The organism is Haloarchaeobius sp. HME9146, assembly GCF_025399835.1.
Taxonomy (GTDB): domain Archaea; phylum Halobacteriota; class Halobacteria; order Halobacteriales; family Natrialbaceae; genus Haloarchaeobius.
The window spans coordinates 2,651,879-2,666,223 of the sequence record NZ_JAODVR010000001.1; the positions used below are offsets into that span (position 1 = coordinate 2,651,879).

Here is a 14,345-nt window from a genome sequence, read left to right on the forward strand (position 1 = left end):
GATATATAAGGGAGGGCGGCGACACGTGGCGGACCACAGCGCGTCGAACCCGTCCCGACACCCTTTTTGCCGTTACACGGCGATGCCATACCAATGAGTACCGAGACGGACCCGACCGAGTCCGACGCGTTCGCGGCCGTCTGCGAGGACCTCATCGAGCAGATCCTCGCGGGCGAGCTGGAGCGCGACGACGTGGAGTCGGCCAAGTTGCAGGCCTGTTCGCGTCACTCCGCTCCGAAGGTCCCCAAGAACTCGGAGATACTCGACCATGCGCCCCAGGAGCGCCGCGAGGAACTCGAAGCGGTCCTGATGCGCAAGCCCGTCAGGACGGCCTCGGGTGTCTCCCCGGTGGCCATCATGACCTCGCCGCACATGTGCCCGCACGGGAAGTGCCTGTACTGTCCCGGCGGCCCGGCCAGCGAGTTCTCCAGTTCGCAGTCCTACACCGGCCACGAGCCCGCGGCGGCCCGCGGCGTCCAGAACGACTACGACCCGTACGGGCAGGTCACCCTGCGGCTCGAACAGTTGCGTGAAATAGGCCACCCCGTCGACAAGGTCGAACTCATCCTGATGGGTGGGACGATGACCGCCCGGAGCCACGACTACCAGGAGTGGTTCGTCAAGCGCGCCCTGGAGGCGATGAACGACTACGACGTGGACAAGCAGCCCGAGCCCGCCGAGGGCGAGAGCTTCGCGCAGGACTTCGACGACTACGAGTTCAAATATCTGGAGGACGTCATCGCCGAGAACGAGACCGGGCGAATCCGCAACATCGGGACGACGTTCGAGACCAAGCCCGACTGGTGCGACCCCGAGCAGATAGACCGGATGCTCGACCTGGGCGGCACGAAGGTCGAGGTCGGCGTCCAGACCACCTACGAGCGCATCAACCGCGAGATGCACCGCGGCCACGGCGCGCAGGCCAGCATCGACGCCAACCAGCGCCTCCGTGACTCGGCGTTCAAGGTCGGCTTCCACATGATGCCCGGCCAGCCCGGCATGTCCAAGGAGATGTGCATCGAGGACTTCCGCCGGCTGTTCGAGGACGAGAAGTGGCGGCCCGACTACCTCAAGATCTACCCGACACTGGTCGTCCGCGGGACCATGGTGTACGACTCCTGGTACCAGGACGAGTACGACCCGCTCACGAACGAGGAGGCCGCCGAGATCGTCGCCGAGGTCAAGTCGATGATTCCGAAGTACACCCGGCTCCAGCGCGTCCAGCGTGACATCCCCGCGGACTTCATCGACGCCGGCGTCTGGAAGTCCAACCTCCGCCAGCTGGCCTGGAAGAAGATGGAGGAACACGGCTGGACCTGTGACTGCATCCGCTGTCGCGAGGTCGGCATGAACGACGAGGTGCCCGAGGACGTCGAACTCGACGTGATGACCTACGAGGCCGCCGGCGGCACCGAGCACTTCATCAGCTACGAGGACCCCGAGAAGGACCTCCTCGTCGGCTTCTGCCGCCTGCGCTTCCCGGGCGACCCGGTCCGCCGCGAACTCCAGAACGCCGCCCTGGTCCGCGAACTCCACGTCTACGGCCCCATGGTCGAGGTCGGCCAGCAGAGCCACGACTGGCAGCACAAGGGCTACGGGAAGAAGCTGCTGGCGAAGGCCGAAGAACTCGCCGCCGACGCGGGCTACGACAAGGTCAGCGTCATCTCCGGAATCGGTGCGCGCGAGTACTACCGGAACAAGCTCGGGTACCACCAGGATGGTCCGTACGTGAGCAAGCGGTTGTAGCGACGAGCGGGAGGACCAGTGCGTTCGGTAGTGTGACCGTGGGCCGCACCTGCAACGGTGTCGGAAATATCGGAGCGACTGTGTCAGGGGTGGATAACTGCGGTGAACCCTCGAATTCGCATATCCGTGCGCATGGTCTACCGCTAGCTAGTGATGTAGATGCCCGTTACCATCACCCCCGAACGCACAGCACTGCTGATCACCGACCCACAGGTAGACTTCCTGAAGCCCGAGAGCGTGGTCTGGGACCACATCGGCGAGACGGTCGAGGAGAACGACGTCGTCGAGCACCTCGTCCAGCTCCGTGACGCCGCCCGCGAAGGCGGTATCACGGTGTTCTACTCCCCGCACTACTACGACGCCGACGAGTACGAGAGCTGGCAACACCTGAACCCCATCGACGAGATCATGTTCGACACCAGGATGTTCGACCTCGCCGGGTCGGGTAGCGAGTTCATCCCCGAACTCGAACCAGGCGACGACACCGTCGTCTGCGCCCCACACAAACAGCTCAGTGGCTTCTGGAGCAACGACATCAACACGCAACTCCGCCAGCGTGGCATCGACACCATCGTCCTCGCTGGCATGAGCGCGAACCTCTGCGTCGAATCACACCTCCGTGACGCGGTCGAGGCCGGGTTCGAGGTACTGGTCGTCACCGACGCGACCGCCGCCGCCGGGAAGGACGCACTCGAAGCCGCCTACACCAACTACGGCTTCATCGCACACGAGACCGCCACCACCGAGGAGGTCGTCGCCAGACTGTCACAGAAGGAAGTGGCCCCGGCCGACGATTAGGCCGGTCGGCCACTGCCACACATCTGCAGGACAACCGTATTCGACCCTTTTCCGACGATACCCAGATAGATTCCGTAGCACACCAGCGCGACGACGACCAGGGCCATCGTCCCGGCACCGACGACACGGGCGGGAAGCGGGACCATCGATGCGCCGTCGGGGGCGGAGGGTGGACCTGCGGCTATCTGTTACCTGGTTGACTCGAAGTGTCGATATAACAGTTGTGCTGGCGGCCCTGAACGACAGGCCCTTACCCTCCCCACCAAAAATCTCGCCCATGGAACCCAAGCGAGAGTTGACGAGCGTCGACCTCGCCGCCCTCGTCTCCGAGTTGAACGCCTACAAGGGCGCGAAACTCGACAAGGCGTATCTCTACGGCGACGACATGATTCGCCTGAAGATGCGCGACTTCGAGCGCGGCCGGGTCGAGCTGCTCCTGGAGGTGGGCGACACGAAACGCGCCCACGTCGCCGCGCCGAGCCACGTCCCCGACGCCCCCGGTCGCCCGCCGAACTTCGCGATGATGCTGCGCAACCGGCTCTCCGGGGCGGACTTCGAGGGCGTCGAACAGTTCGAGTTCGACCGCATCCTCGAGTTCTCGTTCACCCGTGAGGACAAGGACACGAAGATCATCGTCGAGTTGTTCGGGCACGGGAACGTCGCGGTCTGCGACGAGAACTACGAGGTCGTCGACTGTCTGGACACCGTTCGCCTGAAGTCCCGGACCGTCGCGCCGGGGTCGCTGTACGAGTTCCCCGAGTCGCGGCTGAACCCGCTGACCGTCGACTACGAGCCGTTCGTCGCGAAGATGAACGAGTCCGACACCGACGTGGTCCGGACGCTCGCGACCCAGCTCAACTGGGGCGGGCTCTGGGGCGAGGAGCTGTGCCAGCGCGCCGGCGTGGAGAAGGCCATGGACATCGAGGATGCCGGCGAAGCCGAGTACCAGGCCATCTACGACACGGTCCAGCGCCTCGCGAGTTCGCTCTCCTCGGCCGACCTCGACCCCCGAATCTACTACGAGGAGCCCGAAGAAGACGAGGGGAGCCGCCGGGTCCTCGACGTGACACCGGTCCCGCTGGAGGAACGCGAGAACCTCGCCAGCGACGTGTACGACACGTTCAACGGTGCCTGCGACGACTACTTCTACGAACTCGAACTCGAGGACGAGGAGGAGTCCGGGGGCAGCAAGGCCGGGTCCAATCGCCCGGACTTCGCCGAACAGATCGCCAAGCACGAGCGCATCATCGAGCAGCAGGAGGGCGCTATCGAGGGCTTCGACGAACAGGCCGAGGCCGAACGCGAGAAGGCCGAGTTGCTGTACGGCCACTACGGGCTGGTCGACGAGGTCTGTTCGACCATCCGGGCTGCCCGCGAGGAGGAGGTCCCGTGGGACGACATCGCCGCGAAGTTCGACCAGGGTGCCGACCAGGGTATCCCGGAGGCCGAGGCCGTCGTCTCCGTGGATGGGGCCGAGCGGACCGTCACGCTGGACCTCGACGGGACCCAGGTCACCGTGGACGTGTTCGAGGGCGTCGAGAAGAACGCCGACCGGCTATACACCGAGGCCAAGCGCATCGAGGAGAAGAAGGAGGGTGCGCTGGCCGCCATCGAGGACACCCGCGAGGAACTCGCGGACATCAAGGAGCGCCGCGACCAGTGGGACGCCCGCGACGATGACGACGAGGACGGCGGCGACGACGAGGACACAGAGACCGACTGGCTCGCCCTCCAGTCCGTCCCCATCCGGACCGACGAGAAGTGGTTCGAGCGGTTCCGCTGGTTCCACACGAGCGACGGGTTCCTCGTCATCGGCGGCCGGAACGCCGACCAGAACGAGGAGTTGGTCAAGAAGTACCTCGACAAGGGCGACAAGGTGTTCCACACGCAGGCACACGGCGCACCCGTCACCATCATGAAGGCGACCGACCCGAGCGAACCCTCTCGTGATGTCGACTTCCCCGAGTCGAGCATCGAGGAGGCCGCACAGTTCGCGGTGACGTACTCCTCGGTCTGGAAGGACGGCGTCTTCGCCGCGGACGTGTACGAGGTCGACGGCGACCAGGTGACCAAGACGCCCGAGAGCGGGGAGTACCTCGAGAAGGGCTCGTTCGCCATCCGGGGCGACCGGACCTACCACAACGACACGGCCGTCGGCTGTGCCGTCGGCATCCAGTGCGAACCGCTGACGCGCGTCATCGGCGGCCCGCCGTCGGCCATCGAGGACCGGACGGAGGTGAACAGCCGGGTCGAGCCCGGTCGCTACGCACAGGGAGACGTGGCCAAGCGCATCTACCGGCAGTTCCGTGAGGAGTTCACGGACACGTCGTTCGTCAGGAAGGTCGCGAGTCCGGACAAGATACAGCACTTCCTCCCGCCGGGCGGGAGCCGCATCCTCGAGGAGTAGTCTAAGGTCGAGGCCGGTTTTTCGTCGCGTCGTTTTCAGACCAGACTGTCGGCGATGCCGGAGACGACCGGCAGCCGGATGGACCGACCCTGGTACGTCCGGACCAGCATGTACACCCAGATGCCGAACGCGGCGAACCCGAAGACGAGCCCGACGAGCGAGAGCACGAGCGAGATGAGGCCACCGAGGAGCCCGCCGATGGCGAACGTGAGTACGACGTTCACCAGCGTGAGGGCGAACGCCGCCACGAATATCGCGATGGAGAGGACGATGGACTGCGCGGCGTGGAACCGCACGAACTCGTTCTCCGATTCGAGGACGAACACGATCGCGCCGGAGATGACGCCGAACACGTACGCGAGTGCGCCCGCGACGTTCTCGTCGACGCCGAGGCTGGTCTCCGATGGCGTGTGCGTGGTCGAGTCGGTGGTTACGGAACTGTCTGCCGTGGCTACGGGGTCAGCGGTGATATCATCAGTTGCCATGTGGGTGTATCACACCTTTGAGGTATATAGCTATGCGTGCGTTTCAGACCATGAAACGTCGATAACGTCGGGTTTCCCGTGTCAGAATCCGAACCAGCAGGCACTTGCGACTCCGGGTTCGACCGCGAATCATGACCCGTACGCCCACCCGACGAGGTGTGCCCTGAGTGCTCCTCGACACGTTCCGGTACCCGTTCCGTGGGCCCGACGCCAGGAGTGTGTGGGCAGCCCTCGCCGGGTTCGGCCTCACCGCATCCCTCCTCGCCCGGTTCGCGGTCGGCCTGTATCCCAGCGCGCTCTCGCTGGTCCCGGCGCTGCTTGCTGTCGTCCCACTCGTCCTCTGGGCGGGCTACTGCCACAGGCTCGTCGCCACGACCATCGAGGGCGCGACAGAGCTCCCCCCGGCCCGGTCGCTCCGCGAGTTGGCCCGCGATGGCGTTCGCACCGCGGCCGTGACCGGCATCTATCTCTCCGTTCCGACCGCCGTCCTCCTCGTCACCGTCCGCGGTGCCGGTTCCCTCTCACCGGCAGACGTTTCGGGTGGCGGTGGCGCGCTCTTCGTCCTCGGGACGACCGTCACCCTCTGTCTCGCCCTCGCTATCGTCTACCTCTACCCGGGGGCATTCGCGGCACTGGCCGACGGGGAGCCACTCGTCACTGCTCTGGACCCGCGCGGCCGTGGCTACGTCTACCGCCACAGCGCGTACTTCCTGACCTGGGTCGTCGCGTTCACCGTCGGCGGCCTCGGTGCGACCCTGTTCGGTGTCGTCCTCGCGGGCCGCGGGGTCGAGGGACTCCTCGCGCTGGCCGTCACGGTGTACACCAGCCAGGTCGCCGCGCGGCTGGTCGGGGTGGGCTACGGGCGGGTGGTCCGGTAGAAAGGAAAGGCATGTACGACCCCAGGCCGGACTCGGGCATATGCAGATAAAGAACCGGGTGCAGGTCGACGGGCGCACGGAACGCATCACGCTCGTTCCGGAGACCATCGACGACCTGTGGCACCTGCAGTACGTCCTCGAGCCCGGTGACCTCGTCGCCGGCGACACGACGCGACGTATCCAGCGCGACGACGAGCAGCTGCGCGACACCGGCGGCGAACGCGAGCACATGCACATCACGTTGGGTGTCGAGGAGGTGGAGTTCCACAAGTTCGCGAACCGGCTCCGGGTGTCGGGAACCATCGAGCGCTGTTCCCGCGAGGACCAGCTCGGGCTGCACCACACGCTCAACGTCGAGGAACACGACGAGATAGAGGTCGAGAAGATCTGGAAGCCGGACCAGCTCGACCGCCTCTCCGAAGCGGAAGAGTCCGCCGACAACCCCGACGTGGCCATCGCGACCGTCGAGGAGGGCGAGGCGCACATCCACACCGTCGCCCAGTACGGCACCGAGGACCGCGGCTCGTTCACGGGGACGACCGGGAAGGGTGAGTACGCCCGCGGGCGCTCGGAGCTGTTCGCAGAACTCGCCCAGGCACTGGCCCGGATGGACGTCGACGCCGTCATCCTCGCCGGTCCTGGCTTCACCAAGCAGGACGCGTTCAAGTACATCGAGCAGAACCACCCCGAGGTCGCTGAGAAGACGACCGTGGTCGATACGGCCTCGGTCGGTGACCGGGGCGTCCACGAGGTCCTGAAACGCGGCGCGGTCGAGGACGTCCAGCGCGAGACTCGCATCGCCGAGGAGGCCGAGTACATCGACGAGTTGACCACGCGAATCGCCACCGGCCACGAGGCCGCGTACGGGCCGGAATCGGTCGCGAAGGCCGCCGACTACGGCGCTATCGACCGGTTGCTCGTCCTCGACGAGAAACTCCGCGAGGAGCGCGGCCCCGACGGCGAGTGGGACCTCGACGTGAACGACCTCATCACGAACGTCGAACGCAAGGGCGGCGAGATAACCGTCTTCTCCAGCGAGTTCCCACCGGGCCAGCAGCTGAAGAACCTCGGCGGAATCGCGGCGCTCCTCCGGTATCGACTCGACTGACCTGTCCTATTTTCGAGAACATGGAATAGAAAACCAATTGGTCGTCCGACCCGCAGTGAGAGCCACCCATGAGTTCTGACGATCTCGACATCGACTTCGGTGGCGGCGGGTCCAGCAGCAGTGGCGGGGGCGGTGACGGCCGACGTGGCCTCGTCATCGCTATCGCGGGCATCACACTGCTCTTGCTGGTCGTCGTCCTCGTCGCGTTCATCTTCGGCGGTATCGTCACGGTCGACGAAGGGACACGGGCCGTCCACACGAGCCAGGGCAAGGTCGTCGGCGTGTACGGCCCCGGCTGGCACCTGAAGATCCCCGTCCTCGACGGTGCACACCACTACGACGTCCGGACCCAGGAGTACACGATGAGTTCCTCCTCCGGTGAGGGCGCGAAGTCGAACCGCGACGACTCCATCACGGCACTCTCCTCGGAGGGGATGGAGCTCGATATCGACGTCACGGTCAGGTACCACGTCGTCCCGAACGAGGTCGACGCCATCTACTCGACGGTCGGCACCTCGAACGAGGAGATCAACCGGAAGATCGTTCGGCCGACCTCCCGGTCCGCGGTCCGGAGCTGTGCTGCCGAGTACGAGGGCCTCCAGATATACTCGACCGACCGCGACAAGTTCCGCACCTGCATCAACTCCCAGTTGAGCACGGAGTTCGGGACCAACGGGGTCGAACTGGAGACCGTCCAGATACGGAACGTCCAGCTCCCGCCGAAGGTCGTCGAGGCCATCAACGAGAAGCAGGCGACCGAGAAGCGACTGGAGAAGAAGGAGACGGAGATAGAGATAGAGAAGAAGGAGAAAGAACGGGCGGTCATCGAGGCCGAGGCCGAGGCGGAGCAGATCAAGATCAAGGGCGAGGCACTTCGCGAGAACCCCGAGATATTGCAACTGCGCTACATCGAGGCGCTCCGGACGAACCCGAACACGGTCTACATCCCCTCTGACTCCGGGCTCACGCTGACGCGCGAGGTCGATGCACCGAACGGGAACACGAACACCACGAACAACTCCTCGCGGGTCGTCTCACAGCGCGACATCGCGGGCGTCGACCCGACGTTGCTCGATTCCGCGACGCTCGACCTCCCGCGGGTCGTGGTCGGCTGAGCACCCCGCCCCGACCGACCCTATTCTCGTTGGGTGCAACTCCAATAGCGACCAGTCGATAGCAGTAGATGCGGCAGTCGCACAGGCCAGTCAGCATCCCACAACCGTGCCAACCGAATCACAGCCCCCACTCGTGCCCTGACGGTCCTCGCGTTCCGCTCGAACGCCTTCCGCCATCCACCCCCACCCCCTTTCCACCACCCCCTTTCCGCCACCCCTACCCATCCCTTCGTGTGATACCACTGGTCGAATAGCTCGGCGCAACGCTACACTCCTCTCGAAAGAATCGCTCGCTGGACCGGTGGCGGCTGGGCTTACTCGACCGGGCCGCCCGCCGATTTCGCCAGCTGGATGAGCATCTTCGCGAAGTTCGTCTCCTCGCTCCAGAACGCGGTCTCGCGGTCGATGCCGGGCAGTTCCTGCCCGTGGCCGACGACGCTCAACAGCAACGCGTCGTCGTCGACGAACACGCCCCGGCAGGGGCCACCCTCGTCGGGGGCACCCTTGTGTGGATTTGCGGGTTCGTCGGTCCTGATACCGGGCTCGTCTGCGAACAGCTCGCGGACCGCGGGTTCTTCGCTCAGCACGGCCGTCTCGAGGCCGCGGTCGGCACACGCGCGGAGCGCCTCGGTGATGTCTTCGGTGACGAGCTCGGGCGAGGCCGCGGCGTAGGCCACCGACTCGTCGGCACGCCGGATGAGGTCGGCCGCGCGGTCGGAGATGCGTTCGCGACCGCGGATGGTCCAGATGGCCTCCTGTTCCTCCTGGTCGTCACCGAACTGTTCTCGCACCGTCTCGACGTAGTCGAACGCCTGGTCGGACTCGCGTTCGAAGCGCTCTCGCAGCATCGAGCGCGCCTCGTCGGTGCTGACCGGCCGGTACTGCATCGGGCTGGACTGCTGGACCTCGATGAGTCCGCGCTCCTCCAGGCCCTCTGTCACGCTGTATACCTGCGAGCGTGGCACGTCCGCCACCCGGGAGACCTCCCGGGCGGTACCGGTCCCGAGCTTCTGCAGTGCGATGAACACCTTGGCCTCGTAGCTGGTGAGCCCGAGACGTTCCAGGGAGTCGATGGCCTCGTCTTCGTTTGCAGTCATGACTGGAAGCCAGCACCTCCGTCGTGTTGGGTCGTCGATTCCGCACCGAGGTCGTCGTCGCCGTCGAGCCAGCGGTCGTAGAGGACCTCCAGCTCCTCACGGGTGAGCTTCCCGTCGCGGGCCTTCTGGCTGGCTTCGTCGAGGGTCGCCTGCGTGACCGGTGCGTCGAGCACCTCGCGGAGGAACGGCGTCATCACCGTCAACTCGGACGGGCCCTCGATGGTGCCGTCACCAGCCGAGGTCCGGAGCGTCGACTCGAACGCGAGTCGCTTGCCCGCCTTCGCATCCGCCGGCACGCCGGCGAAGTACGAGAGCGAGAGGTCGGTCGGCTGGTCCAGCTCCCACAGGACGTACAGCCGGCGGCCGACCATCGAGTACGAGGTCGGCGTCGGCGAGAGTTCCGAGACCTCGCCACCGGTGCCGGGCACCCGTTCGGAGAGCATGACGCGCCCCTCCGCGTCGGGGATGGTGAGGGACGCGGTGAACTCGCTGCCGGGCGTCGGCGTCTCGTCGGAGACCTCGCGGGTCCCACGGATGGTCGGCATGCTCGCCGGTTCGCCAGCGTCGGCCGGCTGCTCGGTGGCCGCATCAGACTCTTCGGAGACGAGCGGCGTCCACTCGCCGGCGTCGTCCGTGCTCGATTCCTCGGGGTCGGCCGCCACGCCGCCGTTGGGCGTCGCGTCGACCGTCGTCGGGCCGTCGTCGGCACCTGCCGGGACGGCCTCCTGCTCTATCTGCACCATGTCGTCGGTGCCGCCGACGTAGCGGTGCCAGACGACGAGCAGGCTCGGCAGCACCAGCACGCTCGCGAGGAACGCGTAGATGATGGTGAGCGCGGTGATGACGCCGAACTGTTGCAGTGCCGGGAAGATGGCGAAACTCAGCACGCCGAAGCCACCGACCGTGGTGGCCGCGGAGCCGAGCAGTGCACCACCGGTTCCGGTGATGGTCGTGTCCATCGCCTCCCACTGGTCCTCGCGGCGGCCCAGTTCGAGGTTGAACCGCTCGGAGACGTGGATGCTGTAGGCGACCCCGAGCCCGACGGTCAGGCTCGTGATCATCCCCGTCAGGACGTTGAACGGCATGCCGATGACGTACATCGTCCCGAGAATCCACGCCACCGAGAGGGCGACGGGCAGCAGGGTGACGATACCGAGGGTCGCGCTTCCCTCCGTGATGCGGTACGCGATCATCAGGAACGCGAACACCGCGATGAGCGTGATGACGAGGCTCTGGATGACCGTCTCGAGCAGGTCGTTCTGGACGATCTCGTTCACGATGGGCGAGCCGGTCGCGATGACGGCTGCATCATCGAGGGACGCGGAGTCCTGCACGTCGCTGGCGATGGCGCGCATCTCGGTGGTCGTTTCACCGGTCCCTGCGCCACCTTTGATCGGCACCACGAGTCGCATCGCGACGTAGGAGCCGTCCTCGGTCTGGTGGATGACGCCGGCAGCTTCCCCTGGTGCGACCTCGAACAGCTGGTCGTACACACCGGTGACGTTCTCGTCGGGCACGCCGTCACCGTCGGTGTCGGCGGCGGTGAACGTCTGGTTGAACGTCTCGTTCTCCGCGGCGACCTGGGCCATGACGGTCAGCGGCGAGCGCATGTTCACCGTCCCGCTCGCGCCGGCGAACGGGGTGTCGTAGTCACCCGCATCGATGCGCTGTTTGGTTGCATCGAGCGCCTGTAACGTCTGTGGGTCCGTCGCCCCGCCTCGTATCAACACCTGTGCCTGGGAGTCCTCGCGCTGGAAGTGGTCGTTGACGTAGTCGAGGTTCTGCTTCGCGCTGTACTCGCCCGGCTTCAGTGGCTCGGGCAGTTCGTACATCCACGACGGCGGTTCGCCCGCGATGAAGTCCTCCTGCGAGAACGAGGTGTCGACCTGGCTCCCGCCGTAGGCACCTGCCGCAGAGATGGTGAGCGCGACGAGGATGACGACGATGGGGGCTTTCTTCGCGAGCACGGAGCCGACCTTGAGGGCCTGGCTGAACCGACCGCCACCGGTCCCGAAGGCGCGCTTCTTGCGGTCGAAGCCGAAGCCCTCCAGCAACTCGTCCGCCTCGACCTTCAGCGCGGGGATGAACGCGCCGAAGATGGCGAGTGCCGAGACGATACCCCACGAGGAGACGATACCGAAGTCCGCAATCGCCGAGAGCGGACTGGTCAGGTTCGAGAGGAACCCGATGACCGTCGTCGCGGTCACCCAGACGAGGGCGATGCCGACGCCGGCCAGCGCGTACTGCATGGAGCCGCGCACGTCACTCGGGGTGTTGTCGTCCAGGCGCTCCTCGCGATGGCGCATGAAGATGTGGATGGCGTAGTCGATGGACAGCCCGATGAGCAACACCGGGACCGCGATCATGATCTGGTTGAACGCGATGTTCAGGTAGCCCATCATGCCGAACGTCCACATGAGCGCGGCGAAGATGCCGACCAGCCCGAGCGCGATGTCGAGGAGGTCGCGGTAGGCGACGACGAGCGTCACGACGACGAACAGGAGTGCGAACGGTCCGACGATCGCCAGCGAGTCCGACAGCGACTGGTCGATCTCCTGTGAGATGACACCGAAGCCGAAGACGATGTACTCGTCACCGCTCCCACTGGATGCGGCCTGGGCGAGGTCCTGCATCTCCAGTTGGGTCTGGATGGTCCGGTCAGCGACCGAGTCACTGCTCTGGATGTCGCTGTCTATCTGGGTCTGCTGCTGGATGATCATCATCCGGGCGCTCGCCGTGGTCGAGCCCGGCTCGTAGTTCTTCTCCATCAGCTGGAGTGCCTGGCCCGCGAACGGCGACCCGCCGTTGCCATCGTCCGGCTCTGCGAGGACGATTCCGAGGACCTCGTCGACCTCGGACGCGTTCATCGACTCGAGCTGGTCGATCTGCTCGGCCAGCGAGGGCGAGCCCGACTCCTGGAGTGCCTGCTGGTCGGCCTGCAGTTCCTGGAAGGCTTCCTGGAGTTCCTGGCCCTCCTGTTCCAGCTGGTCGGCCTGCTGCTGGAGCTCCTGGCCGCGGTCCTGGAGTTCCTGGCTCTGCTGCTGGAGGTCGGCGAACTCCGCCCGCAGGACGCCCTGGGTCCCGAGGGTGTACGCCTCCTCTATCTCGGACTGGTTCTGTGCGCTCCGGAGGTCCTCGGCCGCCTGCTTGAACGTCCGGTACTGCGTCTCGTTCAGCCGGACCGAGGTGTTCGCCTTGACCTGCTCGAACTGGGTCCGGATGCTCGCGTCGGGGTTCTCCCGGAGTTCGGTGAGTCCGGCCTTCAGCAGGTCGACGGTCGTGTTGAGCGTCTGGCTCCGCTGTTCGAGTGCCGCCCTGTCGGCCTCGAACTCCGCGAAGGACTCGTTCAGCTGTGCTTGTTGTTGCTGGAGTTCCTGCCGTCGCTGCTGGAGCTGGGCCCCGCGAGCCTGTAGCTCACCGGCCTGTTCCTGCGTGATGGCTGCGATGGCGACGATGTTGGAGACGCCGATGATGGCGTTCTCCTCGATGAAGGTGTCGTTGATGGTGTCGTTCGCTCGAATCTGTTGCTGGTATTCGAGCGACCGGAGCAGGGACTCTCTCGTCAGGACGTTCCCGTCGGTCCCTTCGTTCCTGACGATGACCTGTGTTATCTGTGTGTCCTGGTCACCTGACGAGAAGTTCTCGCTGATGTAGTCGGACGCCTTCGCCTCCGGCGAGTCGCTCTCGAACTGGCTGAGGCCAGAGTCCGAGCTCACCTGGGCCGCGCCCGCCCCGATGACGACCGTGAGGACGAGCATGATCACGATGACGATGCGACTGTGCGACGTGATTCCGTCAGAAAGCCGGTCGAGGGCCGTCATGCGGGGATCACCTGCATGCCGGAACCGGCTCTGCTGTGTTGACTACTCATACGACAGTTGTGTTGTTATGAAACTACTAACAACCAACCTCTCATAAATCTACTGCCATACGACCCTTGAATAAACTCTCGAGAACGGCGAAGACGTTTCGCTACTCGATGGTCAGCGACAGCATGTCCTCGGCGAACCGCACGTCGCCGTCGTAGGACGCTTCGATGGCGTCGAGCATGTCGCCGTGTTCGCCGACGGTGTGCGGGTAGAGGTGCGTGAGGTAGACGCGGCCGATGTCGCACCCCGCCAGCGACTCCCCGAGCTGTGACGGCGTCGGATGGTTCGACACGTCGATACCGTCGGGGAACGAGCAATCGTGGGCCAGGACGGCGGCCTCGTTCGCGAAGTCGGTCAGCTCGCGGAACGCCTCGCTGTCGCCCGAGAAGACGAACCGGTCGTCGAATCGGTACGCCAGACAGGCCATCGAGTGGCGGGTCTCGAACGCCTCCACGTCGAACCCGGCCACGGAGAAGGGTTCGTCCGGGCCGACCTCGCGCACCGTCAGGTCGACGCGCCCCTGCAGGTAGTCGTGGACGTCCAGCAGGCCGTCGACCAGGTCCTGCGTGCCTGCTGGACCGACGACTTCGAGGGTCTCCTCCCCCGCCAGCCAGCGCGCCTTCAGCAGCGCCATGAGGTCGGAGACGTGGTCGAGATGGTGGTGCGTGAGCAGGACCGTCTCGACGCCCTCGTAGCCGACGTTCGTCCGCGCGAGGCGGTGCAACACGCCACTGCCGCAGTCGACCAGCAACGGCTCGTCGTCTTCGAGCAGGATACCGGTCTGGAACCGGTCGCCGGTAGGCATCGCGCTCCCGGTCCCGAGGAAGGTGACTCGCATGGCT

At 65.6% G+C, this 14,345-nt stretch carries 11 protein-coding genes; 6 read left to right on the forward strand and 5 right to left on the reverse strand.

Annotated features, from left to right (window positions below):
- The first annotated feature begins 93 nt into the window (after positions 1 to 93).
- Entirely contained in the window at positions 94 to 1,746 is a 1,653-nt protein-coding gene (locus N6C22_RS13720) for a tRNA uridine(34) 5-carboxymethylaminomethyl modification radical SAM/GNAT enzyme Elp3 (protein ID WP_261651681.1), read from the forward strand.
- A gap of 159 nt (positions 1,747 to 1,905) precedes the next feature.
- On the forward strand, positions 1,906 to 2,544 hold the full coding sequence (locus N6C22_RS13725) for a cysteine hydrolase family protein (RefSeq protein ID WP_261651682.1): 639 nt from the start codon (positions 1,906 to 1,908) through the stop codon (positions 2,542 to 2,544).
- Here the strand turns inward: N6C22_RS13725 and N6C22_RS13730 are convergent.
- A complete protein-coding gene (locus tag N6C22_RS13730; protein WP_261651683.1) occupies positions 2,541 to 2,690 on the reverse strand; it encodes a hypothetical protein in 150 nt (49 codons plus the stop codon). The genes N6C22_RS13725 and N6C22_RS13730 overlap by 4 nt on opposite strands.
- 131 nt (positions 2,691 to 2,821) lie before the next feature.
- Here N6C22_RS13730 and rqcH point away from each other — a divergent pair, with 131 nt between their 5' ends.
- Positions 2,822 to 4,951: a ribosome rescue protein RqcH gene (gene rqcH, locus N6C22_RS13735; protein ID WP_261651684.1), complete on the forward strand. Its 2,130-nt coding sequence runs from the start codon at positions 2,822 to 2,824 to the stop codon at positions 4,949 to 4,951.
- Positions 4,952 to 4,986: 35 nt separating this feature from the next.
- Here rqcH and N6C22_RS13740 read toward each other — a convergent pair whose 3' ends face one another.
- Entirely contained in the window at positions 4,987 to 5,436 is a 450-nt protein-coding gene (locus N6C22_RS13740) for a DUF4870 domain-containing protein (protein ID WP_261651685.1), read from the reverse strand.
- Between the two features lie 167 nt (positions 5,437 to 5,603).
- Between N6C22_RS13740 and N6C22_RS13745 the strand changes: the two genes are divergently transcribed.
- From N6C22_RS13745 to N6C22_RS13755, 3 genes are all read left to right on the forward strand, one after another.
- Positions 5,604 to 6,314 (forward strand): DUF4013 domain-containing protein, encoded by a 711-nt coding sequence (locus N6C22_RS13745; protein ID WP_261651686.1) that lies wholly within the window; start codon positions 5,604 to 5,606, stop codon positions 6,312 to 6,314.
- Positions 6,315 to 6,354: 40 nt separating this feature from the next.
- On the forward strand, positions 6,355 to 7,422 hold the full coding sequence (locus N6C22_RS13750) for an mRNA surveillance protein pelota (protein ID WP_261651687.1): 1,068 nt from the start codon (positions 6,355 to 6,357) through the stop codon (positions 7,420 to 7,422).
- Positions 7,423 to 7,490: 68 nt separating this feature from the next.
- Entirely contained in the window at positions 7,491 to 8,537 is a 1,047-nt protein-coding gene (locus N6C22_RS13755) for a prohibitin family protein (RefSeq protein WP_261651688.1), read from the forward strand.
- Positions 8,538 to 8,851: 314 nt separating this feature from the next.
- On the opposite strand, the gene N6C22_RS13760 is transcribed toward N6C22_RS13755, so the two are convergent.
- The 3 genes from N6C22_RS13760 to N6C22_RS13770 form a co-directional block, all read right to left on the reverse strand.
- Positions 8,852 to 9,634: a TrmB family transcriptional regulator gene (locus N6C22_RS13760; RefSeq protein ID WP_261651689.1), complete on the reverse strand. Its 783-nt coding sequence runs from the start codon at positions 9,632 to 9,634 to the stop codon at positions 8,852 to 8,854.
- Positions 9,631 to 13,455, reverse strand: a complete 3,825-nt coding sequence (locus N6C22_RS13765; RefSeq protein WP_261651690.1) for an MMPL family transporter — start codon at positions 13,453 to 13,455, stop codon at positions 9,631 to 9,633. Before N6C22_RS13765 ends, N6C22_RS13760 begins: the two co-directional genes overlap by 4 nt.
- A 151-nt stretch (positions 13,456 to 13,606) precedes the next feature.
- The gene (locus N6C22_RS13770) at positions 13,607 to 14,341 is read right to left on the reverse strand and encodes an MBL fold metallo-hydrolase (RefSeq protein WP_261651691.1); all 735 of its coding nucleotides are present in this window, start codon (positions 14,339 to 14,341) and stop codon (positions 13,607 to 13,609) included.
- Between the last annotated feature and the right edge of the window lie 4 nt (positions 14,342 to 14,345).

Bases quoted from the DNA above. Each gene is read 5' to 3' on its own strand.
- N6C22_RS13720 (WP_261651681.1), top strand. From the start codon at position 94: ATGAGTACCGAGACGGACCCGACCGAGTCCGACGCGTTCGCGGCCGTC.
- N6C22_RS13725 (WP_261651682.1), top strand. From the start codon at position 1,906: ATGCCCGTTACCATCACCCCCGAACGCACAGCACTGCTGATCACCGAC.
- N6C22_RS13730 (WP_261651683.1), bottom strand. From the start codon at position 2,690: ATGGTCCCGCTTCCCGCCCGTGTCGTCGGTGCCGGGACGATGGCCCTG.
- rqcH (WP_261651684.1), top strand. From the start codon at position 2,822: ATGGAACCCAAGCGAGAGTTGACGAGCGTCGACCTCGCCGCCCTCGTC.
- N6C22_RS13740 (WP_261651685.1), bottom strand. From the start codon at position 5,436: ATGGCAACTGATGATATCACCGCTGACCCCGTAGCCACGGCAGACAGT.
- N6C22_RS13750 (WP_261651687.1), top strand. From the start codon at position 6,355: ATGCAGATAAAGAACCGGGTGCAGGTCGACGGGCGCACGGAACGCATC.
- N6C22_RS13755 (WP_261651688.1), top strand. From the start codon at position 7,491: ATGAGTTCTGACGATCTCGACATCGACTTCGGTGGCGGCGGGTCCAGC.
- N6C22_RS13760 (WP_261651689.1), bottom strand. From the start codon at position 9,634: ATGACTGCAAACGAAGACGAGGCCATCGACTCCCTGGAACGTCTCGGG.
- N6C22_RS13765 (WP_261651690.1), bottom strand. From the start codon at position 13,455: ATGACGGCCCTCGACCGGCTTTCTGACGGAATCACGTCGCACAGTCGC.
- N6C22_RS13770 (WP_261651691.1), bottom strand. From the start codon at position 14,341: ATGCGAGTCACCTTCCTCGGGACCGGGAGCGCGATGCCTACCGGCGAC.